The 22912-nt window shown below is 71.6% G+C and carries 21 protein-coding genes and 1 pseudogene; 16 read left to right on the plus strand and 6 right to left on the minus strand.

Annotated features, from left to right (window positions below; all coding sequences use genetic code 11):
- Positions 1-31: 31 nt before the first annotated feature.
- From fdhD to ACQYVW_RS03215, 8 genes are all read left to right on the plus strand, one after another.
- A complete protein-coding gene (gene fdhD, locus ACQYVW_RS03180) occupies positions 32-889 on the plus strand; it encodes a formate dehydrogenase accessory sulfurtransferase FdhD (RefSeq protein ID WP_434934049.1) in 858 nt (285 codons plus the stop codon).
- Positions 886-3234 carry an FdhF/YdeP family oxidoreductase gene (locus tag ACQYVW_RS03185; protein WP_434946021.1) on the plus strand — a complete coding sequence of 783 codons (2349 nt, stop codon included), beginning with the start codon at positions 886-888 and terminating at the stop codon, positions 3232-3234. The genes fdhD and ACQYVW_RS03185 overlap by 4 nt, the downstream gene beginning before the upstream one ends.
- Positions 3224-3493 (plus strand): hypothetical protein, encoded by a 270-nt coding sequence (locus ACQYVW_RS03190; protein ID WP_434946022.1) that lies wholly within the window; start codon positions 3224-3226, stop codon positions 3491-3493. Before ACQYVW_RS03185 ends, ACQYVW_RS03190 begins: the two co-directional genes overlap by 11 nt.
- Before the next feature lie 66 nt (positions 3494-3559).
- On the plus strand, positions 3560-4375 hold the full coding sequence (locus ACQYVW_RS03195; RefSeq protein WP_434946023.1) for a helix-turn-helix domain-containing protein: 816 nt from the start codon (positions 3560-3562) through the stop codon (positions 4373-4375).
- A gap of 85 nt (positions 4376-4460) precedes the next feature.
- Positions 4461-4886 (plus strand): VOC family protein, encoded by a 426-nt coding sequence (locus tag ACQYVW_RS03200; RefSeq protein WP_434946024.1) that lies wholly within the window; start codon positions 4461-4463, stop codon positions 4884-4886.
- A complete protein-coding gene (locus ACQYVW_RS03205) occupies positions 4883-5725 on the plus strand; it encodes a DUF72 domain-containing protein (RefSeq protein ID WP_434946255.1) in 843 nt (280 codons plus the stop codon). Before ACQYVW_RS03200 ends, ACQYVW_RS03205 begins: the two co-directional genes overlap by 4 nt.
- A gap of 196 nt (positions 5726-5921) precedes the next feature.
- Complete coding sequence (locus ACQYVW_RS03210; RefSeq protein WP_434946025.1) at positions 5922-6905, plus strand: aldo/keto reductase; 984 nt, start codon at positions 5922-5924, stop codon at positions 6903-6905.
- 13 nt (positions 6906-6918) lie between these two features.
- The gene (locus tag ACQYVW_RS03215; protein ID WP_434946026.1) at positions 6919-8223 is read left to right on the plus strand and encodes an NTP/NDP exchange transporter; all 1305 of its coding nucleotides are present in this window, start codon (positions 6919-6921) and stop codon (positions 8221-8223) included.
- Between the two features lie 209 nt (positions 8224-8432).
- Here ACQYVW_RS03215 and ACQYVW_RS03220 read toward each other — a convergent pair whose 3' ends face one another.
- The 3 genes from ACQYVW_RS03220 to ACQYVW_RS03230 form a co-directional block, all read right to left on the minus strand.
- The gene (locus ACQYVW_RS03220) at positions 8433-9680 is read right to left on the minus strand and encodes an amidohydrolase family protein (protein ID WP_434946027.1); all 1248 of its coding nucleotides are present in this window, start codon (positions 9678-9680) and stop codon (positions 8433-8435) included.
- A 117-nt stretch (positions 9681-9797) separates the two neighbouring features.
- Complete coding sequence (locus tag ACQYVW_RS03225) at positions 9798-10013, minus strand: cyclase (RefSeq protein WP_434946028.1); 216 nt, start codon at positions 10011-10013, stop codon at positions 9798-9800.
- Positions 10010-10906, minus strand: coding sequence for a DMT family transporter (locus ACQYVW_RS03230; RefSeq protein WP_434946029.1), 897 nt, complete (start codon positions 10904-10906; stop codon positions 10010-10012). The genes ACQYVW_RS03225 and ACQYVW_RS03230 overlap by 4 nt, the downstream gene beginning before the upstream one ends.
- A gap of 101 nt (positions 10907-11007) precedes the next feature.
- Between ACQYVW_RS03230 and ACQYVW_RS03235 the strand changes: the two genes are divergently transcribed.
- The 3 genes from ACQYVW_RS03235 (at position 11008) to ACQYVW_RS03245 (ending at position 13862) form a co-directional block, all read left to right on the plus strand.
- A complete protein-coding gene (locus ACQYVW_RS03235; RefSeq protein WP_434946030.1) occupies positions 11008-11889 on the plus strand; it encodes a LysR substrate-binding domain-containing protein in 882 nt (293 codons plus the stop codon).
- Positions 11890-12001: 112 nt separating this feature from the next.
- A complete protein-coding gene (locus ACQYVW_RS03240; RefSeq protein ID WP_434946031.1) occupies positions 12002-12943 on the plus strand; it encodes a DMT family transporter in 942 nt (313 codons plus the stop codon).
- A 145-nt stretch (positions 12944-13088) separates the two neighbouring features.
- Positions 13089-13862 carry a hypothetical protein gene (locus ACQYVW_RS03245; RefSeq protein ID WP_434946032.1) on the plus strand — a complete coding sequence of 258 codons (774 nt, stop codon included), beginning with the start codon at positions 13089-13091 and terminating at the stop codon, positions 13860-13862.
- 46 nt (positions 13863-13908) lie between these two features.
- Here ACQYVW_RS03245 and ACQYVW_RS03250 read toward each other — a convergent pair whose 3' ends face one another.
- On the minus strand, positions 13909-14427 hold the full coding sequence (locus ACQYVW_RS03250; RefSeq protein WP_434946033.1) for a DUF4019 domain-containing protein: 519 nt from the start codon (positions 14425-14427) through the stop codon (positions 13909-13911).
- A 156-nt stretch (positions 14428-14583) separates the two neighbouring features.
- Between ACQYVW_RS03250 and ACQYVW_RS03255 the strand changes: the two genes are divergently transcribed.
- The 3 genes from ACQYVW_RS03255 (at position 14584) to ACQYVW_RS03265 (ending at position 18926) form a co-directional block, all read left to right on the plus strand.
- On the plus strand, positions 14584-15141 hold the full coding sequence (locus ACQYVW_RS03255; protein ID WP_434946034.1) for a LemA family protein: 558 nt from the start codon (positions 14584-14586) through the stop codon (positions 15139-15141).
- Positions 15138-16892 (plus strand): DUF2207 domain-containing protein, encoded by a 1755-nt coding sequence (locus ACQYVW_RS03260; protein WP_434946035.1) that lies wholly within the window; start codon positions 15138-15140, stop codon positions 16890-16892. Before ACQYVW_RS03255 ends, ACQYVW_RS03260 begins: the two co-directional genes overlap by 4 nt.
- Positions 16893-17066: 174 nt before the next feature.
- Positions 17067-18926, plus strand: coding sequence for an ABC transporter ATP-binding protein (locus tag ACQYVW_RS03265; RefSeq protein WP_434946036.1), 1860 nt, complete (start codon positions 17067-17069; stop codon positions 18924-18926).
- On the opposite strand, the pseudogene ACQYVW_RS03270 reads toward ACQYVW_RS03265, so the two are convergent.
- Positions 18866-20144 (minus strand): annotated as a pseudogene (locus ACQYVW_RS03270) (hypothetical protein). The gene ACQYVW_RS03265 and the pseudogene ACQYVW_RS03270 sit on opposite strands and share 61 nt — an antisense overlap.
- 241 nt (positions 20145-20385) lie before the next feature.
- Here ACQYVW_RS03270 and ACQYVW_RS03275 point away from each other — a divergent pair.
- Together ACQYVW_RS03275 and ACQYVW_RS03280 are read left to right on the plus strand one after the other, a co-directional pair.
- On the plus strand, positions 20386-20745 hold the full coding sequence (locus tag ACQYVW_RS03275; RefSeq protein WP_434936090.1) for a DUF1428 domain-containing protein: 360 nt from the start codon (positions 20386-20388) through the stop codon (positions 20743-20745).
- 488 nt (positions 20746-21233) lie between these two features.
- Positions 21234-22295, plus strand: a complete 1062-nt coding sequence (locus tag ACQYVW_RS03280) for a DUF1615 domain-containing protein (RefSeq protein ID WP_434936089.1) — start codon at positions 21234-21236, stop codon at positions 22293-22295.
- 80 nt (positions 22296-22375) lie between these two features.
- Here the strand turns inward: ACQYVW_RS03280 and ACQYVW_RS03285 are convergent, their stop codons facing one another.
- Positions 22376-22885 carry an MgtC/SapB family protein gene (locus tag ACQYVW_RS03285; RefSeq protein ID WP_434936087.1) on the minus strand — a complete coding sequence of 170 codons (510 nt, stop codon included), beginning with the start codon at positions 22883-22885 and terminating at the stop codon, positions 22376-22378.
- Positions 22886-22912 lie beyond the last annotated feature (27 nt).

Here is a 22912-nt window from a genome sequence, read left to right on the forward strand (position 1 = left end):
CCGTGGACGCCACGCGTGGCATGCTGCCGCCATGGCTTCGGGCACCGCCAAGGGTTCATGCAACGCTCCCGTCGGCGGGGTGCTGCGTCCGGTCGAGCGCTGGCGCGGCACCAGCCGGCGCGTGCATCACGACTGCGTGGCCGAGGAAGTGCCGATCGCGATCGTCTGCAACGACGAGCCGTTCGCGGTGATGATGGCCACGCCGGCCGACCTGCACGATTTCGCGATCGGCTTCGCGCTCAGCGAGGGCCTCGTCGCGCATGCGGGCGAGGCCCGGGTCGAGCGCATCGACACGCTGGTCGAGGGGATCGAGGTCCGGCTGCGCATCACGCCCGACCGCGCGGAGGCGCTGGCCGCGCGCCGGCGCAGCCTGGCCGGCCGCAGCGGCTGTGGCGTCTGCGGCACGGCCCTGCTGGAAGCCGCCTTGCGCTATCCGCCGCCAGTGGTCTCCACGGTAGAGGTGACGCCGGCGGCCCTGCGACATGCGCTGCGCGGGCTGCGGGCGGTCCAGCCGATCGCCGCGGCCACCGGCGCTGCGCATGCGGCCGCATGGGCCGATGCGCAGGGCACGCTGCTGCTGGTGCGCGAGGACGTGGGCCGGCACAACGCGCTGGACAAGCTGATCGGCGCGATGCATGCGGCAGGACACGATCCGGCCACCGGCTTCCTGGTCGTCACCAGCCGTGCCAGCTACGAGATGGCGATGAAGGCCGCCACCGTGGGCATCGGCTTCATGGCGGCGATCTCGGCGCCGACCGCGCTGGCGATCTCGCTGGCCGAGCAGGCCGACCTCACCCTGGTGGGGTTTGCGCGCGAGGACGGGTATGCGGTCTACGCGCATGGCCGGCGCCTGCAGGCCCCTTCCGACGCGGCGGAGGCGGCGCCATGAGCGGCGACACGATCCGCAGCTACGATGGCCCGGCCGGCGGCTGGGACGCGTTGAAGAGCGTGGCTCGTCACCTGGCGCAGGAACACGCGGGACTGGGCGGGGCCAAGGCCCTGCTTGGCACCAACCAGCCCGACGGCTTCGATTGCCCGGGCTGCGCGTGGCCCGACCGCGACCACACCTCCACCTTCGAGTTCTGCGAGAACGGCGCCAAGGCCGTCGCGGCCGAGGCGACCAGCCGGCGCGCGGGGCCGGAGCTGTTCGCCCAGTACAGCGTGACCCGGCTTGCGCAGTACAGCGACCACTGGCTGGAGTCGCAGGGCCGGCTGACCACGCCAATGCGCTACGACGCGGCCAGCGACCACTACCTGCCCACCACCTGGGACGAGGCCTTCGCCCTGGTCGCGCGGCACCTCAACGCCCTGCCCTCGCCCGACCAGGCGGTGTTCTACACCTCCGGCCGTACCTCCAACGAAGCCGCGTTCCTGTACCAGCTGTTCGTGCGCGAATACGGCACCAACAACTTCCCCGACTGCTCGAACATGTGCCACGAATCCTCGGGCACGGCGCTCAAGCCGCAGGTCGGGGTTGGCAAGGGCACGGTGTCGCTGCAGGACTTCGAGCAGGCCGACTGCATCCTGGTGTTCGGCCAGAACCCCGGCACCAACCATCCGCGCATGCTCGGCGAGCTGCGCGCGGCATCGAAACGCGGCTGCCGGATCCTCGCCTTCAATCCGCTGCGCGAGCGCGGGCTGGAGCGCTTCGCCGATCCCAAGGACACGCTGGAGATGGCGCGCGGCGGCTCCACGCGCATCGCGTCGGACTATTTCCAGTTGAAGATCGGCGGCGACCTCGCCGCGGTCAAGGGGATGGCCAAGCACCTGCTCGAACGCGATGCGCAGGCGCTGGCCGGCGGCGGGGCATCGCTGCTGGACCGCGGCTTCATCGACGCGCATACCGCGGGTTTCGAGGCGTTCGCCGAGGACCTGCGCGGCGAATCCTGGGACACCCTCGTGGCCGAGTCCGGCCTCGACGAGGCGCAGCTGCGCCAGGCCGGCGAACTCTACCTGCAGTCCGAGCGGACGATCGCCTGCTGGGGCATGGGCATCACCCAGCACCGCCACTCGGTGGCCACCGTGCAGATGATCGCCAACCTGATGCTGATGCGCGGCAACATCGGCCGCGCCGGCGCTGGCCTGTGCCCGGTCCGCGGCCACAGCAACGTGCAAGGCGACCGCACGATGATGATCTGGGAGAAGCCGCCCGCCGCGTTCCTCGACCGCCTGCGCGACGTGTTCGGCTTCGAGCCGCCGCGGGCCGAGGGCTACGACACGATCGGCGCGATCGAGGCGATGATCGACGGACGCGCGCGCGTGTTCTTCGCCATGGGCGGCAACTTCGCCGCCGCGACGCCGGATACCGACGCCACCGCACGCGGCCTGCGCAACTGCGCGCTGACCGTGCACGTGGCCACCAAGCTCAACCGCAGCCACCTAGTGCATGGCCGCGAGGCGCTGATCCTGCCTTGCCTCGGGCGCACCGAGATCGACCTGCAGGCCGGCGGGCCGCAGGCGGTGACGGTGGAGGATTCGATGAGCATGGTGCACCTGTCGTCGGGCATCAATCCGCCGGCCTCCGCGGCGCTGCTGTCCGAGCCCGCCATCGTGGCCGGCCTGGCCCGGGCCACCCTTGGCGCCCGCTCGAAGGTCGACTGGGCCTGGCTGGTGGACGACTACGACCGCATCCGCGACCTGATCGGACGCGTGTTCGACGAGTTCCACGACTTCAACCGGCGCGTACGCGTCCCCGGCGGCTTCCGGCTGCCCAACGGCGCCCGCGACCGGCGCTGGGAGACGGCCACGGGCAAGGCGCATTTCATCCCTGCCCGGGTGCCTACCGATACCGCCCTGCACCGCGCGCGCCAGGCGCGCGGGAGCGAGCCCGTATTCGCGCTCGCCACCACCCGCTCCCACGACCAGTACAACACCACCGTCTATGGCCTGGACGACCGCTACCGCGGCGTGTTCGGCGAGCGCCGCGTGCTGTTCATCCATCGCGACGACATCGCCGCGCTGGGGATGGCGGCGGGCGACCGGGTCGATCTGGAAAGCCTGCACGACGATGGCGTGCAGCGCAGCGTGCGCGGCTTCCTGCTGGTCGAGTACGACATCCCGCGCGGCTGCCTGGCCGCCTACTACCCCGAGACCAATCCGCTGGTCCCGCTGTCGAGCTTCGCCGAAGGCTCGCGCACGCCCACGTCCAAATCGATCCCGGTGATCCTGCGGCCGCACGGGGCCGGCGCGGACGCGCAGCGCCCGCGCGACATCCAGGCCAGTCTTGTCCGCTGACCCGGCCATCGCCGCCGCCCTGCTGGCCGCGCTGGCCAGCGAGCCCGAGGGCATCTCGCTGCCGCGCCTGTGCAAGCGCCTGGATGTGCGCATGAGCGGACTGCTGCGCACGCTGGCCTGGCTTGGCGACGAGGCGATCGGCGGTCGACGCGGGCCGGGCTGGGTCTGCACGCGCCGGGACGGCGCGCGCACGCTGGCGCTGCTGACCGATGCCGGGCGCGCCGCGCTGCTGTCGGCGCACGCCGGCACGGCGGACTGAGCAGCCCACGGGACTGAGTCGCGACCCGGAGTGCTACCCTGCGCTCGACTCCCCCGGGGCCCGTCCATGGGACTGCTTGTCGTCGCTCCCACCGCAGCGCTGTCCGGCCTGGTCGCCCTGCTCTGGGACTGCGACCTGCCGCGCCAGACGCACGCCTACGACCGCCTGCTGCCCTCGGCCCGTGCGCAGCTGGTGATCAACCTGGACGAGGACGAGACCCGCGTCTACGACGAGGACTTCCGCTGTACGCGCAGCACCGGGACCGTGCTGGATGGGCCCGCATCGCGCAGTTGCCTGATCGATACGGCCGAGCAGACCCGCGTGGTGGGCGTCGTCTTCCATGCCGGGGCCGCCGCGCCGTTCTTCCGCGAACGCATGGATGCCCTCGCCAACGGCCATGTCGAGCTCGATGCCGTCGCCGCGGGACAGGCCGGTGGGCTGCGCGGGCGCCTGCTCGCCGCACCGGATGCGGCCGCGCGCCTGCGCATCCTCGAGCATTGGCTGCTGCATCGCACTAAAGCCACCGCCGCGCATGTGCACCCCGCGATCGCGCATGCGCTGCGCCTGATCGAGGCCGCGCCCGGCGTGCAGCGGATCGAGGCCATCGCCGCGCAGTGCCGCATGTCGCCGCGCCGGTTTGGCGAACTGTTCCGCGAGCAGGTCGGCATGTCGCCCAAGCGTCACCTGCGCCTGCAGCGGTTCCATGCCGCGCTGGCCGCGGCTGGCGCCAGCGGGCGCGTCGACTGGGCGGGACTCGCGGCCGACGGCGGATTCCACGACCAGGCCCACCTGGTCCACGAGTTCCGCGCCTTCTCCGGCATGACGCCCACCGCGTGGATGGCGCGTCGCGGCGAATGGCAGCGACACGTGGCGCTGGCGTGAGCGCCGGAATCTACAAGACCCGGGCGCGCAGCCGCGGCAGATTGCGGCGGCGCGATGCGCGCGACCCACTTCACCGGAGGATTCCATGAGCAACGCTGCCGACACCACCAGCACCATCATCCCCTGCCTGCGCTACCGCGATGCGCCCGCCGCGATCGACTGGCTGTGCCGCGCCTTCGGCTTCGAGAAGCACGCGGTCTACGCCGACGGCGACATCATCCACCATGCCCAGCTCACCTTCGGCAACGGCATGATCATGCTCGGCTCGACCGGCAACGACAGCGAATGGGGCCGCCAGATCGCACAGCCGGACGAAACCGGCCTGCGCGAGACCCAGAGCCCCTGCGTGATCGTGCGCGACGTCGACGCGCACTACGCCCAGGCGACAGCCGCCGGCGCGGCCATCGTCCAGGACATCGCCGACCAGGGCTATGGCGGGCGCGGCTATTCCTGCCGCGATCCCGAGGGGCACCTGTGGTGGTTCGGGAGCTACGACCCGTGGGCAGCCTGAGCCTGGACCTGCCCGGTGGCGGCGTGCCCGCCGTCGACGGCATCCGCGTCGGCATCGGCGGCTGGACCTACGCGCCCTGGCGGGACAACTTCTACCCCAAGGGCCTGGTCCAGCGCCGCGAACTGGAGTACGCCAGCCGCGAGCTCTCGGCGATCGAGATCAACGGCACCTACTACGGTGCGCAGAAGCCGGCGACGTATGCGAAGTGGCGCGACGAGACGCCGCCGGGCTTCGGGTTCACCGCCAAGGCACCCAAACGCATCACCCAGTCGCGCGCGCTGGACCGGACCGGTGCCCAGGTCGAGGACTTCGTGGGCGGCATCGTCGAACTGCGGGACCGGCTGGCCGCGCTGGTCTGGCAGTTCGATGCCGGTACGCGCGTCGACCGTGCGAGGTTCGAGGCCTTCCTGGAGCTGCTGCCGCGGCAGGTATCCGGGCGGCCGCTGCGTCATGTGCTCGACGTGCGCGACCACGGCTTCGTCGACGCCGACTACATCGCGCTCGCCCGCCGCCACGGCATGGCCACGGTGTTCACCGATTCGGACGAGCACCCGAACTTTGCCGACGCGACTGCGGACTTCGTCTATGCGCGCCTGATGCGCGCGCGTGCCGGCGTCGACTCGGGCTATCCGGCTGCCGAGCTGCGCGCATGGGCCGACCGCGCGCGCACCTGGGCCCAGGGCGGCACACCCGGCGACCTGCCCACCCTGGGCGATGCCGGGGCGCCGGCCAAGCCGGACAGGCGCGAGGTGTTCATCTTCTTCATCTCGGCCGCGAAGGAGCGCAATCCTGCCGCGGCGGTCGCCCTGCTGCGGCTGCTGGGCGCGCTCCGCGACTAGGAATGCCGGGACGCATCCCGCGCATCGGCGGCAAGGCCACGCCATTGCCTCCGCGCGCAGACCGCGCGGCGCCGATCCGCAGCGTTGCCGGCAGGCAAGGACCCCGACCACCGTCACTGGCAACCCCCGGCCACTTGTGCCTACCCTGCCGCGCATCGATGCGTCCGTCCTGCCGCCCACCACGAGGAGCTCCGTCATGACCAGCCGCCGCGATTTCATCGCCAGCGCCAGCCTTGCTGCCACCGGACTGGCCCTCGCGCCGCTCGCCGCCTGCAGCCAGGAGAGGCCGGACCCCACTTCGCCGCGCCCGCGCGAGAAGCCCACCGGCGCCATCGCCGATATCGGGCCGGTCGGCGGTGCCCTGCTCACCCGCGCCATTCCCGCCAGCGGGGAGGCGATCCCGGTGATCGGCGTCGGTACCTCGGGCAGCTACGAGGTGGCGCTGGAGTCCGCGGAATTCGACGCGCTCAAGGACGTGATGAAGGTGTTCTTCGAAGGTGGCGGCCGCCTCATCGACACCTCGCCCAACTACAGCAACGCCGAGGACGTGGTCGGCGCCCTGCTCGCCGACGGCGGCTGGCGCGAGCGCTGCTTCCTGGCCACCAAGCTGGCCGCCGACAGCCGCGCCGAACTCGAGGCGCAGTGGGCCGATTCGCTGCGCCGGCTGCGTACCGACCGGGTCGAACTGCTGCAGGTCCACAACCTTCGCAACATGGCCGAGGCCATGCCCTATGCGCGCGAACTCAAGGCCGAGGGCAAGGTGAAGTACATCGGCATCACCCATTACCTCGAACGCGGCCACGCCGACACCGCGCGGCTGATGCGCGAGGAAAAGCCCGACTTCGTGCAGATCAACTACTCGGTCAATGCGCCGCAGGCCGCGCAGACGATCTTTCCGCTGGCGCAGGAGCTGGGCATCGCGGTGATCGTCAACCGCGCCTTCGACGACGGCAAGCTGTTCGCGGCCAGCCGCGGCAAGGAGCTGCCGGCATGGGCGCAGGCGGCCGGCGTGGACTCCTGGGCGCAGATGTTCCTCAAGTTCACGGTGAGCCATCCGGCGGTCACGGCGGTGATTCCCGCCACCGGCAAGCCCGAGCGCCAGGCCGACAACCTCAAGGGCGGCATCGGCCCGCTGCTCGACGAGGCGCAGCAGGCCGAGCTGGTCGCGATGTTCTCCTGAGGTGGCGGCCGCGATGCGCGAGCGGATCTCCGACCTGTTCAACCTGCGTCGCGGCGAACTCGCGCCGGTGCTCGTCGCCGGCGCGTTCTTCTTCTGCATCCTGACCGCGCTGATGATGCTGCGCCCGGCGCGCGACGCGCTGGGCATGGAGCGCGGCATCGACAGCGTGCGCTGGCTGTTCATCGGCACGGCGGTGGTGACCCTGGCGGTCAACCCGCTGTTCGGCTGGCTGGTGGCGCGCCTGCGACGGCTGCATTTCATCAGCGCGACCTATGCGTTCTTCGCCCTGAGCCTGGTCGGGTTCTGGTCGCTGCTGGCGTTCGCGCCCGGTGCGGTAGGCGCGCGCAGCGGGCAGGTGTTCTACGTCTGGTTCAGCGTGTTCAACCTGTTCGTGACCATGGTGTTCTGGGCGCTGCTGGCCGACCGCTTCTCCAGCGACCAGGGCCGGCGCCTGTTCGCGCTGATCGCGGTCGGCGGCACCCTGGGCGCGATCTTCGGGCCGTGGCTGGCCTCGCGCCTGGCCGAACCGCTGGGCACGGCCAGCCTGCTGCTGGTCGCGGCCGGCTTCCTGCTGCTGGCGGTCGGCCTGGCGTGGACGCTGGTGCACGTGCGCCCCGATCGCGACGCTGTCGGACCCGACGCCGCGCGCGTGGACACCATCGCCCGGGAGGAACAGCGCATCGGCGGCAGCGCCTGGGCCGGCCTGCGCGCGGTGTTCGCCTCGCCCTACCTGATGGGCATCGCCGGCTACGTGCTGACGATGACCGTCGTGGCCACCTTCATCTACTTCACCCGCCTGCAGATGGTGGCCGCCGCCGAGAGCGACCTGGACGCGCGCACCAGCCTGCTGGGCAATATCGACATGTGGACCCAGGTGGCGGTGCTGCTGCTGCAGCTCACGCTCACCGGGCAGATCATCCGCCGCTTCGGCCTGGGCGTCGCGCTGGCGGCGCTGCCGGTCGCCAACGCGCTGGGCTTCGTCGGCCTGGCGGTCTACGGCTCGTTCGCCCTGCTGATCCTGCTCGAAGCGATGAACCGCGCCGTGCAGCGCGGGCTGACGCGCCCCGCGCGCGAAGCGCTGTTCACCGTGATCGGGCGCGAGGACAAGTACAAGGCGAAAGCCTTCATCGATACCTTCGTGTACCGCGCCGGCGACGTGGTGGGCGCGCAGGTAGAAGGCCTGCTCGGCCGCGTTGGGCTGGCGCTGGGCGGACTCGTCACGGTGGTCGTGCCGCTGGCGCTGTTCTGGGCCATGCTCGGGATCTGGCTGGGACGCGCGCAGCAGCGTCGCGCAGCCGGGCCGGAGGCGCGCGGCTAAGGCATTCTTCCGGCCGCCGACGGCACGGATCCACTCATCGCGCGAACGCGGGGATCCCACGGATCTGCCATCGACACCGGACTTACCCGCGCGTCGCTCCCTCGACACGCGCTTCGGTCTGCCCAGCCTTCCGCTGCGGAACGTCGCATCGCGGGACGGACGACTGCGGCCATCCGCGACGCGCTTCGCTCTCGAATGTCCGACGCGGATCAGTCGGGCGCGTCCGCCGCCGGATAGACGCGGCGGCCGTTGCGGTAGACCGCACGCACCTCGGCGAAGCCGGTGACATCGGCACGCGGATCCGCGTCCAGCAGCACCACGTTCGCCACGTAGCCGGGCGCAAGCCTGCCCTGCCGGGACCCGTCGCCGAAGCGCTGCGCCGGTGCCGTGGTCAGGCTGGCCAGCACCTGGCGCCAGTCCAGTCCTGCCTCGCCCATCAACCGCAGTTCGTCGCGGGTGTCGTACCAGTCGATGTAGCCCGAATCGGTACCGAACAGCACGGTCCCGCCTGCGGCCACGTAGTCCGCCACCTGCCGCTGGCCGAGGCCGATGACCTGCGCCTTCACCGCCGCCGGCAGGCCCTCCTTGTCGAGTTCCAGATCGAAGAGCTTGAGCGTCGGAATCAGCGCGATGCCACGTTCCAGCAGTTCGCGCAGCAAGGCCGGCGTCCATGGACCGGCCTGCGGCGCCGGATGGGTGAGGACGTTCGCGCCGCCGTCCAGCGCCGCGCGCAATCCTTCGAGGTTTGTGGGGTGGGCGAAGACCGGCTTGCCGGCCCGCCGCGCGGGCTCCGATACGGCGCGGCCGATGTCCGCCCGCATCGGCAGCACGCCCGTCTCGCCACCGACGATGGCGCCGGCGAAGATCTTCAGCCCGTCCGCGCCCTGGTCCAGCTGCCGGCGCGCCCGCTCGGTGGCCGCCTCGGGCGTGGCGACCTCGCCGGCGCGGGCGGCCCCACCCAGGCCTTCGAACTCCAGCACGTAGATCGGCGTACCGCCCTCCGGATAGAAAGGCGCGCCGGTGGTGAGGATCGCCGGCCCGTCCACCTCGCCCGCCTGGATGCGATCGCGCAGCGCGAACGCGTTGCCGGGCATGGAGGCCAGGTCGAAGACCGTGGTGAAACCCCAGCGCAGGTACTGGTCCGCCAGGACCCGCGTGAGCTCGGCGGCCGGTCGGGTGGCGGCTTCCGACAGCGGCGGCGCGATCAGGTGCACGTGGCTGTTCCAGTAACCGGAAACGGCGGTGGCTCCGGCTGCGTCGACCACTCGCGCATTCTCCGGCACCTCGACCGTCGCGCCCACCGCCTCGATCCGGCCGTCGCGCAGCAGCAGGGTGCCGCGTTCGACGGGGTCGGCATCGGGCGCGGCGATGATCCGCGCATTGACGATCGCCAGCACTTCGGCCCGCAGGTGCATGGGGCTCAGGATCAACAGCGCGATCACGAGGGCGCGGATCATGGCGGTTCACCGGATGCGGCAGGGATCCGGGATTGTCCCGGGCCGGCCACATCCAAACAAGCGCCTGCGCACCGATGCTGCCTGGCTGCCCGCCGGCAACGCCGCTGCCGGACGGGGTCACGCCCCGCGCTTGTGCGCTTCCTCGATGATCGACAGGTTCCAGATGCGCACCGGTCCGGCCATCAGCAGGCGCATGTCCTCGACCAGGCGCGCGGCCAGGGCCTGCTCGTCGATCGTGTCGCCCTCGATGTCGAGGCGGAAGCCCTGGCCCTGCAGGCCGCCGCCGTTGCTGAACTCGAGAGCGAAGTCGAACAGCGCGCGCTTCTGGCTCATCGCCGTACGCCCTGGCTGAAGGCCACGCTGCCCAGGATCAGGGCGCCGGCCAGCGCCATGGTCCAGGTCAGCGGCTCGCCGAGCAGCCACCAGGCCCAGCCCACGCCGAACAGCGGCACCAGGTAGGTCACGGTGGAGGCGCGGCTGGCGCCGATGCGCGCGATCAGCCGGTAATACATGACGAAGGCGATGCCCGTGCACAGCACCCCGAGCATGCCCGCCGACAGCCACGAGGCCAGCGGCACCGGCTGCGTCGGCCAGGTCGCGATCGCGATCGGGAGGGTCAGCAGCGCGGCGGCACCCAGCGTCGCCGAGGCGACCGCTGCCGGCGGCAATCCGGTGAGGTGGCGACGCACCAGGTTGATGCCCAGGCCGTACAGCAGCGAGGCCAGCGCGCCGGCCAGCGCAGCGGCGCCCACGCTCATCCCGGCGACCTTGCCGCTGGCCAGTACCACCACACCGGCGAACCCGGCCAGCAGCGCCACCGCACGACGCGTGCCGATGCGCTCGCCGAAGAACAGGAAGCCCATCAGCGCGGTGAACAGCACCGTCATGGCATTGGCGATCGCGCCGATGCCGGCCGGCGCACGTTGCGCCGCCCAGGCGAACAGCAGGAAGGGCACGGCGGAGTTGATCGCGCCGATCAGGGCCAGCTTCGGCCACAGCCGCAAGGGAAACTGTCCGCGCGCGCGCCACAGGAACGGCAGCAGCACCAGTGCGCCAAGCCCCAGCCGCACCTCGACCAGGGGCGCGGCGCCGAAGTCGGGCGCGGCCACGCGCATGAACAGGAACGAGGCGCCCCAGATCGCGCCCAGCACGCACAGCTCCAGTGGCGTGAGCCATGCCGATTCCGCGCCCGGTGCCGTCGCGGCGGTGACGTCCTGGCTGGACATGGCGGCAATCTCGCTGGGTGGAGCGAGGCATTGTGCTTGTCCGCCATGCGCGCACAAGCGCATACTTTTTGGCCAAGGCACAAACGGGATTTGTGGCTCGCATGACCCTGCGTTCCGACCTGCTGCCCGCCCTCGTGGCTTTCGAATCCGCGGGCCGTCACCAGAACTTCGCGCATGCCGCCGAGGAGCTGCACCTCACCGCGAGCGCGGTCAGCCATCACGTGCGCAAGCTGGAGGCGCGCATGGGAGTCGCGCTGTTCCAGCGCCATGCGCGCGGGGTGTCCCTGACCGCGGAAGGCCGGCACCTGGCCGACGTCGCCAGCAACGCGATCCACGACCTCGACGGGGCCATGCAGGACCTGCGCAGCCGCGACGACGCGCGCACGGTGCGCATCACCACCCTGCACTCGTTCGCGTACACCTGGCTGATCCCGAGACTGCCCGCGTTCGCCCGCGCGCATCCGGACCTGCGGCTGCGGGTGGACACCGAGATCGCGCTGACCCGCCTGGACGATGTCGGCCCCGACCTGGCCATCCGCCACGGCCCAGGCCGCTGGCCGGGCCTGGCCGCGATCCACCTGATGGACGAAACCCTGTTCCCGGTCGCGGCGCCCACGCTGCCGGGCCTGGGCGAGGTCGCCTCGCCGGCCGCGATCCTGCGCCTGCCGCTGGTGGCCGACCTCAGTCACCAGGGTTGGCAGGACTGGTTCCGCGCCAATGGCGTGCGCAGCACCCGCCTGGACGAGCAGTTCGTGTTCAGCGATTCGACCGACATGCTGCGCGCGGCCGCGCTCGGACTGGGCGCCGCGCTTGCGCGCGAACGCATCGTCGCCCCCTGGCTGGCGAGCGGCCAGCTGCTGCGCCTGCCGGGCGAACCGATGCCCGGCCGCTACGCCTACTACATCGCCCATCCCGCGCACCGGCGACCGCGCGCTGCGGTGCGGCGGGTGATCGACTGGCTGGTGGCGCAACCGGTGGACTGAACACACGGGCGTCATCGCGCCGCGTGCAGCCGCCAAAAGCCGGGCGCGGCCCGCCCGTGACGATTCCATGCGGCGCAGGCATCCTGAGCACCCCGTCGATTTCCGCATCCGCATGAGTCCCACCGCCAAGGCCCACTGGCAGATCCACCTGTGCGTGCTGCTGTGGGGCTTCACCGCGATCCTCGGCAAGCTGATCACCCTGCCGGCGCTGCCGCTGGTGTGGTGGCGCATGGGCCTGGTGGTGCTGGCCCTGGCGCTGGTGCCGCGCGTATGGCGCGGGCTGCGCGCCCTGCCCCGGCGCCTGCTGCTGGCGTACGCGGGGATCGGCGTGCTGGTCGCGCTGCACTGGCTGACCTTCTACGGGGCCATCAAGCTGGCCAACGCCTCGGTCGCGGCCACGTGCATGGCGCTGGCGCCGGTCTTCGTGGCGCTGATCGAACCCAAGCTCGCGCGGCGCCGCTTCTCATGGCGCGAACTCGCGCTGGGCGTGCTGGTGCTGCCGGGCGTGGCCCTGGTGGCGGGCGGCGTCTCGGCCGACATGCGCACGGGGATACTCGTCGGTGCGCTGTCGGCGCTGTTCGTGGCGATGTTCGGCTCGCTCAACAAGCGCCTGGTCGATCACGCCGATCCGCTGACGGTCACCGCCATCGAGCTGGGCGCGGGCACCCTCGCGCTGACCCTGCTCGCACCGCTGATGCCGCTGGTCTTTCCGGCGTTCGCCGGGCCGCTGCTGGAGCTGCCCTCGGCCAGCGACGCGATCTGGCTGCTGCTGCTCGCCGGCGCCTGCACCCTGCTCCCGTTCGCGCTGTCGCTGGTGGCGCTGCGCCACATCAGCGCGTTCTCCGCACAGATGGCGGTCAATCTCGAACCGGTCTACGCCATCGTGCTGGCCATGCTGCTGCTGGGCGAGCAGCACCAGCTGACGCCGATGTTCTACGCGGGAGTGGCGGTATTGCTGGCGGCGGTGTTCGCGCATCCGCTGCTGCATCCGGCGCGCCGGATCGACCACCCCGAGATGCTCGGCACCTCCGAGGCCAAGGGCATCGTCGAATAGTCCGGCCAGCCGCGATGCGACGGCATCCGCCGCAGTCGGCGCCTGCCCGACGAACTGGCGGAATTCGGGCGCGACGGCCTGCGGGTGCGACCTCGCCACCAGCGCGTATCATCGGCGCTGGAACGACAGCCCGACGCGACATGTCATGCCTGCAGTCCCCCGCACGCGCGCGCGCCGCTCCTTCATCACGGCCGCGCCCGCCACCAGCCTGCTGATCGCCTGCCTGCTCGCGGCATGCAGCGACCCGCCTTCGCGCCCCGAGGCCGACCTGGCCCATGGCGCGGCCGAGGCCGCGGTCGACCAGGCCCCGCCCCGGCTCAGCTGCCTGCCGGCCGCGCTGGTCTCGCTGCAATTGCCGCTTCGGGAAGGCCTCGCATTCGCGCACCCGGATCCCGGCACCAGCGAGGCGGTGGCGCAGTGCGTGCTCTCGCTGTTCGGGACGCGCACGCTGAAATCGCCGCTGGCGTTCGACCGCGCCTACGGCCGCGTCTTCGCCGAGCACGAAGAGGGCGGCACCCTGGATCTGCGCGGCATCGCGCCATCGCAGCTGCGCCTGTTCCGCATCGGGTCGACCCCGACCGTCGACGTCTGGCTGCTGCGCGCCGGGACCGGAACCGAACTCGAGCCGGCGCATATCGACATCCTGTTCAGCACCCGCCGTGCGGACGGCGCCCTGGTCGACCAGTTGCTGGTGGGCGCGATCGGGATGCTGTACCGCCGCGATTACGACATCGAGACGGCGCGGACGTTCGCCATCCACGAGGATACCGGCCACGGCGCCGCGCCCGGGCCGGGCTATCGCGCCCGCTACCGGCTGGACGATGCCGGGCGTTTCGCGCTTGTCGCCGGCCAGGTGTTGCCGGCACCGCGCGAGCCGGCGGGGTCGACGGCGGCATCCGCCGGCACCGACCCGCCCTGATCCGGCGATGCGCCGCCCCTCGCGGAGAGGCGCCCGCCGGCGCGGCTCAGCGCAGGCTGTAGCCGGAGACGCGCCAGACCCGATCTTCGTCGAGGCGGAACGACACCAGCTCGCGCACGGGCTGCGGGTTGCTGGCGAAGGTCGTGGCCAGGCGCACGTTGATGTAGAGGCCCTCCGGCACCTGCTGGCCGGGGCGGAACAGCGAGCGGCTGACCTCGGGCGTGGCGCGCGCGCCCACGGCGCCCAGGCGGTTGCGGTCGATGGTCACCTGCTTGATGAACTCGTCGCGCGGGACCGCCTGCTTCATCGCCGCCGACGCACCGTCCCAGACCTCGCCGATGCGGTTGCCGTCCACCAGTTGCAGCACCGCCAGGGCGGCCTGGGTCATGTCGGCATCCTGCTTGGTCAGCGCCGCGCGCTGCTCGGGCGTCAGTTGCTCCATCGCCGGCTGCTGCCCCGGGGCGGGCTGCGCGGCCTGGGCCGCCTGCGGCGCGGGCTGCTGGGCCAGGGTAGTGCCGCACAGGGCGAGTGCAGCGACGGTCGAAAACAGGCGCAGTCTATTCATGGGCGATCGGCCTTGCATCGGGTCGGGCGGCCGAGTGTACGCCAGCCCGGTGCCGCTCCGATCACCCCGCCCGGGCTGCCTGCTCCGCTACCCTGTCACACCGCGGCAGCCGAGCACGTCCAGCACCTGCCCTTCCAGCCCTCCGGAATCCGCACGATGCCTCTGTCGATCCTGCTGCCGCTGTGTCTGTCCCTCGTCGCCCTGGGCTGGGCGATGCTGGCGTTCAACCGGCTGGTGCGGCTGCGCAACCAGGTGCGCACCGCCTGGGCCGACATCGACGTGCAACTGCTGCGTCGCCACGATCTGGTGCCGCAGCTGGTGGCCGCGGTGCAGGCCTATGCCGGCCACGAGCGTACCGTGATGGAGACGGCCACCGCGCTGCGCGCCCAGGCCATGTCCGCCCCCAGCCGGCCGCGCCTGGCCGAAGCGGAGGATGCGCTGGAGCAGGCGATCGGCCGCCTGCTGGCCCTGCGCGAGGCTTATCCCGAACTGAAGGCGAGCGACAACTTCGCACAGCTGCAGCGCGACCTGGTCGAGGTCGAGGAACACCTGCAGTACGCGCGCCGCTACTACAACGGCGCGGTTCGCGACTATAACGACGCCACCCAGCGCGTGCCCGACCTGCTGGTGGCGCGGCTGGCCGGCTTCGGCCATGAAGAGTTCTTCGAGGCTAGCGACGCACAGCGCGCGCCGGTCCCGGTGCGGCTGCCGTGAGCGGCCTGTTCCGGCTCGCCTGCGCCTGCCTGCTGCTGGCCGCCTGCGCGCTGCCGCTGCGCGCGGCCGAGCGGATCTCGGCGTACGACATCGATGTGCTGGTGAATCCCGACGGCAGCCTCGAGGTGACCGAGCGCATCCGGGTGCGCGCGGAGGGCGACCGCATCCGCCGTGGTCTGTATCGCGACTTCCCCACCCGCTATCGCGACCGCCACGGCAACCGGATGCTGGTCGGCTTCGAGGTCCTCGAGGTGCTGCGCAACGGCCGGCCGGAGCCCTGGTTCACCGAACGTCGCGGCAACGGCGTGCGCGTGAACACCGGCAGCGACGCACTGCTGCCGGTGCCGGCGACCTACGACTACAGCCTGCGCTACCGCACCACCCGGCAGCTCGGCTTCTTCGACGACCACGACGAGCTGTACTGGAACGCGATCGGCGGCGGCTGGGAATTCCCGATCGACGCCGGCCGCGTCGAGGTGCGCCTGCCGCAGCCGGTGCCGGCATCCCGGATGTCCCTGGATGGCTGGGCCGGCGCGCAAGGCGAGCGCAGCCAGCGCCACGTGGCGTCCATTCCGGCGCCGGGCCTGGTGCGCTGGCGCCTGACCGCGCCCCTGCCGCCGGGCGAAGGCTTCACCGTCCGGCTCTCGTTCCCGAAGGGGGTGGTCGCCCAGCCCGGCCAGGCGCAGCGCCTGGGCTGGCTGCTGCGCGACAACAGCCCACTGCTGGTCGCCCTGCTCGGCCTGCTGGTGGTGGCGGGCTATTGCGGGCTGCGCTGGCACCAGGTGGGGCGCGATCCGCCCGCGGGCGTGGTGATCGCGCGCTACCACCCGCCCGAGGGCATCAGCCCTGCCGGCCTGCGCTTCATCCGACGCATGGGCTACGACACCCGCTGCTTCTCGGCCGACGTCCTGGCGCTGGCGGTGGCGGGCGCGGTGCGGATCGAGCGCGACAAGGGACTGCTCAGCGATCACTGGCGGCTGGAACGGTCAGGTCCGGCGCCTGCCGGCGACGAGGCCGCGCTGATGCGGCTGTTCGCAAGCCATGCCGCGGTGGACCTGGACAAGGACAATGCCACGCTGCTGCAGAGCGCCACCAGCGAGCATCGCAAGGCACTGGACCGCCGCTATCGCGGCACGATGTTCCACAACAACAGCGGCAGCAGCCTGGTGGCGCTGCTGCTGATGGTGCTGTTCTGCGGCGCGGCCATCGCGCTGGCCGCGGCCACCGGCGGCGGGCTGCTGTTCGCCGCGGTGCCGATGCTGGCGATGCTGGCGACGGTGATCGCGTTCGCCTTCCTCGTGCGCGCACCGACCCAGGACGGCCGCCGCGTGCTGGACCATATCGAGGGCCTGCGCCGCTACCTGGGCGTGGCCGAGAAGCAGGACCTGCAGCGCCTGCAGGGGCCGTCGCCGGACGGGCCGGACGCCGCCGAGCCCGCGCTCGACGCCACCCGCTTCGAGGCACTGCTGCCCTACGCGGTCGCACTCGACGTCGAGGACGCCTGGACACGCAAGTTCACGCTCGCGGTGGGGGCGGCGGCCGCGGCCGCTGCGACCGCGTCCATCGGCTGGTACCACGGCAGCAACGGCACCGGTTCGATCGGCGACATCGGCAGTTTCACCAAGGCGGTCGGCGGCAGTCTGGCCGCGCAGATCGCGTCCTCGTCCTCGCCGCCCGGCAGTTCCTCGGGCGGTGGTGGCGGTGGCTTCTCCGGCGGCGGCGGCGGCGGTGGGGGTGGCGGCGGCCGCTGACCCGCTGCCTCCAGCCGCGACCGGCCGTGTCCGTGCGGGGTCCTGAGCGGGCCCGGTCTTCTGCGGGCCGCGGGCGACCGCGATCGCCCAGGTCTTGCCGCGCATGCGCGGCGGGGCCGCCGTCGCCACGCGCGATCGGCGACAATCGCCGACCCCCTGTTTCCCCGGCACGCCATGTATCGCTGGTTCGAATCGCGCCTGGATCCGTTTCCGTCCGACGCCCCCGCACAGCCGCCGCGTTCGCTGTATGCCTTCTGCCGGCACTACACGCGCGGCACCGAAGGCTGGCTGCTGCTGATGGCGCTGACCACGGCCGGCATCGCGGTCGCCGAGCTGGCGCTGTATGCCTACGTCGGTTCACTGGTCGACCGCCTCGGCAGCACCACGCCGGATACGTTCCTCGCCGAGGAAGGCTCGCGCCTGCTGTGGATGGGCGTGCTGGTGCTGCTGGCGCTTCCGGCGACGGTCCTGCTCAACGCGCTGGTCCAGCACCAGACCCTGCTCGGCAACTTTCCGATGCGGATCCGCTGGAACGTGCACCGCTACCTGCTGCGCCAGTCCATGGGCTATTTCCAGGACGAGTTCGCCGGGCGCATCGCCACCAAGCTGATGCAGACCTCGCTGGCGGTACGCGAAACGGTGATCAAGCTGCTGGACATCGGCAACTACGTGCTCGTGTTCTTCGTCGGCACCCTGGCCGTGGCCGCCGCCGCAGACTGGCGCCTGATGCTGCCCTTCGCGGCCTGGATCGCCGCCTATGCGCTGCTGATGAAGCACTTCGTGCCGCGCATGGAGAGGATCTCTCGCGCGCAGGCCGACGCGCGCTCGGCGATGACCGGCCGCATCGTCGACAGCTATACCAACATCGCAACGGTCAAGCTGTTCTCGCACTCGCAGCGCGAGCAGGCCTACGCCCACGAGGCGATGGACGGGTTCCTGCGCACCGTCTATCCGCAGATGCGCCTGGCCACCCACGTCTACAGCCTGCTGTACGCGATGAACATGGCGCTGCTGTTCGGCACCGTGGCCCTGGGCCTGTGGCTGTGGCACCAGGGCGCGGTAGGCGCCGGCGCCATCGCGGTGACGGTGGCCCTGGTGCTGCGCATCCTCGGCATGTCGCAATGGATCATGTGGGAGCTGTCGGCGCTGTTCGAGAACATCGGCACCGTGCACGACGGGATCGGTTCGATCTCGCTGCCGCCCACGGTCGACGACGCGCCGGGTGCGCCGGCGCTGCCATGGGTGCGCGGCGACATCCGCTTCGAGGGGGTCGGCTTCCACTACGGCAAGGCCGGCGGCGTGATCGACCACCTCGACCTGCACGTGCGGCCCGGCGAGAAGATCGGCGTGGTCGGGCGCTCCGGCGCGGGCAAGTCCACCCTGGTCAACCTGCTGCTGCGGTTCCACGACTGCGAGAGCGGACGCATCCTGGTCGATGGCACCGACATCGCCAGCGTGCAGCAGGATTCGCTGCGCGCACAGATCGGCGTGGTCACCCAGGACACTTCGCTGCTGCATCGTTCGGTGCGCGACAACATCCTCTACGGCAGGCCCGACGCCAGCGACGAGGAAATGATCGAGGCCGCCCGCCAGGCCCGCGCGCACGAGTTCATCCTGGAGCTGAGCGACAGCGACGGCCGGCGCGGCTACGACGCCCACGTCGGCGAACGCGGCGTCAAGCTGTCGGGTGGCCAGCGCCAGCGCATCGCGATCGCGCGCGTGCTGCTCAAGAACGCGCCGATCCTGGTGCTGGACGAGGCCACCTCGGCCCTCGATTCCGAGGTCGAGGCGGTGATCCAGGAGAACCTCTACCGGCTGATGGAGGGCAAGACGGTGATCGCCATCGCCCATCGCCTGTCCACCATCGCCGCGATGGACCGGCTGGTGGTCATGGACCAGGGCGCGATCGTCGAACAGGGCGTGCATGGGCAGCTGGTCGCCGCCGGCGGGCTGTATGCGCAGCTGTGGGCGCGTCAGTCCGGCGGTTTCATCGACAGCGGCGACGAGGCCCCAGCGCAGCCCGTGGGCGCCTGAGCCGGCCCGCGCGACCGGCGCGCGCGGGCCGCGACCTCAGCCGGCGTCGCCGCTGGCGCCGTCGCGCTGCGAGGATTCGTCCCGCTGCGCCCGACCGCCCTGCTCGTCCGTGCCCACCGGGGCCAGCACGCGCCGCCCCATGTGCTCGGGCTTGTCGGCCACCAGCAGCGCGTCGAACTCGGACAGGGGGCTCTCCGCAGGACAGGTGCCGTCCGGGAAGCCGTAGTCCTTGCGCAGGTCCAGGCCGCAGGTGTTGAGCATCTCCAGGTCGGTATTGGGCGACTTGCAGCGTGCGTCGAAGGCGCGCACGAAGGCGTCGCGGCGGGCGACGAAATCCTCGCCGCACTTGCGCATCAGCCGCAGCCGGTCGAGGTCGTCCTGGGCCGGGTTGATTCCATCCAACCCGTACAGGCCCAGTTCCTCGCCGGTCAGCAGGCGCAGGTTGCGGTTGGGGACGGCCATCATCATGTCCGCCACCGCGGTCGCGGCACCGTTGCGTTCGAGATAGTCGCGCACCCGGTCGTAGACCACGCGCAGCTCGCGGTTGAGCTCGATGCGGGTGGAGGCGGTGGAGCTCATGCGGATGATGCGGTGGATGCCGATCCGGCCGCTCACCATGCGCATGTCGCCGGCGGCGAGGATGAACACGCAGGCGCTGTGGCAGACCGCATCCTCGCGCACCCAGACCGTCCAGCGCGACTCGGCGATGCGGTCGCCGGCACGGATGGCGTCCTCGACCATGCCGCCGCTGGAGTCGATGTCCAGCACACGCTTGCCGATTTCCAGTTCGTCGGCGACCTGGGTGATCCGCTGCATCATCGAAGCGAAGGCGCCATTGATCTTGCCCACGTAGCGCAGCCGCAACACGCCGCGCTCAGCGCACTCGCCAAGCGCAGCGGTGACCGATTCATGGTCGAAGGCCTGCAGCGGCGCGCCGTCGCCCTCGCGCACGTAGTCCAGTTCGCAGCTCACCGAAGCCTGCCCCGGCGCGAGGTCGAGCGGAGCCCAGTCCACGGCTTCGGGCTCATCGGGCACGGGTTCGACCGGCTCCGTCTCCGCGGCCGGCTCCACTTCCACCTGCACCGGCGCGGTGCTCACCGCCCCGCCCTCCTCGGGACTGGCGACCTCGACGGTCGCGGCGGCCTGCGCCTCGTCCTGCGGGCGGCAGCCGAGCAGGGCCAGGCTCGCCAGAATCAGCAGGAGGCAACGCTTGTACATGAGTGACGTCCGCGTGCGGTGCAGCCGGCTGCGCGGCAGTGCGCGCGGCTGCAGGGGGGCGTGCCAGTGTAGGACGGGTCCCGCCCTGCAGCAGAACGGGCGATGAACCCGCACCGCGACGCGCGGCGCCGGCCGGCCGGATGTCGAAAGCGGACCCGCCGCTTCGTCGTCGTACTGCAGCGGGCGCGATCGCCCGGGCCCGCCCGGCGGCAGCCGCTCGCGGACAACTCAGGAGAATTCCATGTCCTATATCGATGGTTTCGTCATTGCCGTGCCCACCGCCAACAAGGCCGCCTTCCTCGACCATGCCCGTCGCTTCGACCCCATCTTCCTCGAATACGGCGCCACCCGGGTGGTCGAAGCCTGGGGCGACGACGTCCCCGCGGGCAAGGTCACCGACTTCGCACGGGCCGTGCAGGCCGGCGCGGACGAAACGGTGGTGTTCTCCTGGGTCGAATGGCCCGACAAGGCCACCCGCGACGCCGGCGTGAACAGGATGATGGAGGATCCGCGCATGGATCCGGTTGCCAACCCCATGCCCTTCGACGGCAAGCGGATGATCTTCGGCGGTTTCGACTGCGCGTTCGAGCTGACCGGCTGATCCGGCCGGGGATCGGCATCCTCCGGCATCGCCCGCGCAGACAGCCCCGGCATGCCTCATCGGCGGATGGCGACGGCCGGCGGACCGGGATGTCGCCATCCCGGCGCGGGGCATGAACGGCGGAAGCCGCCAGCGCGCGGCAGCGCGTCCGGGCATCGCCTCGACGCAGGAACACCGCGCGGCCCAAGCCGATGCCAGGCCGAGCGATCGACGCGACGAGGCGACGACGCTGCCCTGGTCGCGGGTGTCGCGCCTTCGCGACTACGGCCGCGCGGGCGGCACCGCGGAACGCGTGGGTGGCGATGGCCGTGTCGCGCTTGTCCTGGCGTCCTGCCACCGACATCATGCCCGGCAGCGCGTACAGGAGCAGGGCGGTGGACCATCCCACGGCGGAGTGCATGGATCGCGACGCATCGGCGCCCCGGCACGCCTCGACCCGCCTGCCGGCCCCAGCCGCAACGCGCGGCCGAAGCCGTGGTGTCTGTGCGTTGCTGGCGCTGCTGGTCCTTGCCGGCTGCGCCAGCCGCCCGCCCGCGACCCCGGCGCCCGACCCGCTCGAACTGCGCGCGCAGATCGAGCGCCGCATTCCGGCGACGGTTCCCGACCGCGGTGGCTGGGCCGGCGATATCCAGATCGCCTTCAGCGCACAGGCCATCCCGCCTGACGTGGAGAACATCTGCGCGGTGCTGGCGGTGATCGAGCAGGAATCGGGGTACAAGTCCGACCCGCCGGTGGACGGCCTGCCGCGCATCGCCCGCGGCGAGATCGACCGGCGCGCCGCTGCCCTGCATATCCCGAAGCTGCTGGTGGACGCTGCGCTCAAGCTCCCCTCCACCGACGGCCGCAGCTACGGCACGCGCCTGGCGCGCGTGCGCACCGAACGCGAGCTCAGCGAACTCTACGAAGACCTGATCGGCCGGGTACCGATGGGTGCGCGGCTGTTCGCCGGCCGCAACCCCGTGCAGACGGGAGGTGCAATGCAGGTGTCCGTCCCCTTCGCCGAGGCGAGCGCGCAGGGCTATCCCTGGCCCACGGACGGATCGATCCGCGACGAGGTGTTCAAGCGCCGCGGCGGGCTGTACTTCGGCATCCTGCACCTGCTCGGCTACCAGACGCCCTACACCCGCAAGATCCACCGCTTCGCCGACTACAACGCCGGCCGCTACGCCAGCCGCAACGCCGCCTTCCAGGCCGCGGTCAGCCGCGCCAGCGGCCTGCCGCTGGAACTCGACGGCGATCTGCTGCTCCCCGGCGCGCCCATGGACCGGCCCGGACGTACCGAGGCCGCGGTGCGTTCGCTCGGCCCCCAGCTGGCCATGGACGACCGCGCGATCCGCCAGGCGCTGGAACGCGGCGACCGCCTCGATTTCAACGACAGCGCGCTGTTCGAACGCGTGTTCGCGCTCGCCGACGCCCATGCGGGCACGCCCCTTCCGCGCGCGAGGATCCCGGGCATCCGTCTGGACAGCCCGAAGATCACGCGGGAACTCACCACCGCATGGTTCGCCGAACGGGTGGATGCGCGCTACCGGCAATGCCTGCAGCGCTAGGCGGGTCGTGCAGCAGCATCCAGCCGCGAGGCGGCCGCGCGTCTGCAGGTCGCGCGCTCACGGGCACGCGCGTGGCGCGATCAGGTTTCGCCCATGTCCTGGCCAGGACCCGGCCCCGCGCCGCCGCCCCGCCCCAGCCTGGGCAACACGCCCACCACCAGCAGCGCGACCAGGGTGGTCACCAGCGCCACCATCTCCTGGCCCATGCCGGCGGCCATGCCGATGGCGGCGGTCATCCAGACCCCCGCGGCCGTGGTCAGGCCTTCGATGCGCTCCTCCTTGTCGAGCTTGAGGATCGCGCCGGCCCCGAGGAAGCCGATGCCGGACACGATGCCCTGCATCACGCGCGTCACGTCGGCAGGATCGATGTCCGACAGCAGCGGCGCCAGCACGAACAGCGCCGATCCGATCGACACCAGGATGTGGGTCTTGAGCCCGGCGGCCCGGCCCTTGGCCTCGCGCTCCCAGCCCACCAGTCCGCCCAGTACCGCGGCCACGGTGACGCGCACCACCAGCGTGGTCAGCGTGTCCACATCGGGCAGCGCCAGTTCCCGCGCGATGGCATTGCCGATGTCGTCGAGTAGCGCCATGGTCGGATCTCTCCGCGACACGTGGAT

Source organism: Luteimonas campi (genome assembly GCF_051162505.1).
GTDB lineage: Bacteria > Pseudomonadota > Gammaproteobacteria > Xanthomonadales > Xanthomonadaceae > Luteimonas.

Coding starts and splice junctions, on each gene's coding strand:
- ACQYVW_RS03215 (WP_434946026.1), top strand. CDS start 6,919: ATGCGCGAGCGGATCTCCGACCTGTTCAACCTGCGTCGCGGCGAACTC.
- fdhD (WP_434934049.1), top strand. CDS start 32: ATGGCTTCGGGCACCGCCAAGGGTTCATGCAACGCTCCCGTCGGCGGG.
- ACQYVW_RS03255 (WP_434946034.1), top strand. CDS start 14,584: ATGCCTCTGTCGATCCTGCTGCCGCTGTGTCTGTCCCTCGTCGCCCTG.
- ACQYVW_RS03200 (WP_434946024.1), top strand. CDS start 4,461: ATGAGCAACGCTGCCGACACCACCAGCACCATCATCCCCTGCCTGCGC.
- ACQYVW_RS03230 (WP_434946029.1), bottom strand. CDS start 10,906: ATGTCCAGCCAGGACGTCACCGCCGCGACGGCACCGGGCGCGGAATCG.
- ACQYVW_RS03185 (WP_434946021.1), top strand. CDS start 886: ATGAGCGGCGACACGATCCGCAGCTACGATGGCCCGGCCGGCGGCTGG.
- ACQYVW_RS03235 (WP_434946030.1), top strand. CDS start 11,008: ATGACCCTGCGTTCCGACCTGCTGCCCGCCCTCGTGGCTTTCGAATCC.
- ACQYVW_RS03195 (WP_434946023.1), top strand. CDS start 3,560: ATGGGACTGCTTGTCGTCGCTCCCACCGCAGCGCTGTCCGGCCTGGTC.
- ACQYVW_RS03240 (WP_434946031.1), top strand. CDS start 12,002: ATGAGTCCCACCGCCAAGGCCCACTGGCAGATCCACCTGTGCGTGCTG.
- ACQYVW_RS03225 (WP_434946028.1), bottom strand. CDS start 10,013: ATGAGCCAGAAGCGCGCGCTGTTCGACTTCGCTCTCGAGTTCAGCAAC.
- ACQYVW_RS03285 (WP_434936087.1), bottom strand. CDS start 22,885: ATGGCGCTACTCGACGACATCGGCAATGCCATCGCGCGGGAACTGGCG.
- ACQYVW_RS03220 (WP_434946027.1), bottom strand. CDS start 9,680: ATGATCCGCGCCCTCGTGATCGCGCTGTTGATCCTGAGCCCCATGCAC.
- ACQYVW_RS03250 (WP_434946033.1), bottom strand. CDS start 14,427: ATGAATAGACTGCGCCTGTTTTCGACCGTCGCTGCACTCGCCCTGTGC.
- ACQYVW_RS03265 (WP_434946036.1), top strand. CDS start 17,067: ATGTATCGCTGGTTCGAATCGCGCCTGGATCCGTTTCCGTCCGACGCC.
- ACQYVW_RS03245 (WP_434946032.1), top strand. CDS start 13,089: ATGCCTGCAGTCCCCCGCACGCGCGCGCGCCGCTCCTTCATCACGGCC.
- ACQYVW_RS03275 (WP_434936090.1), top strand. CDS start 20,386: ATGTCCTATATCGATGGTTTCGTCATTGCCGTGCCCACCGCCAACAAG.
- ACQYVW_RS03210 (WP_434946025.1), top strand. CDS start 5,922: ATGACCAGCCGCCGCGATTTCATCGCCAGCGCCAGCCTTGCTGCCACC.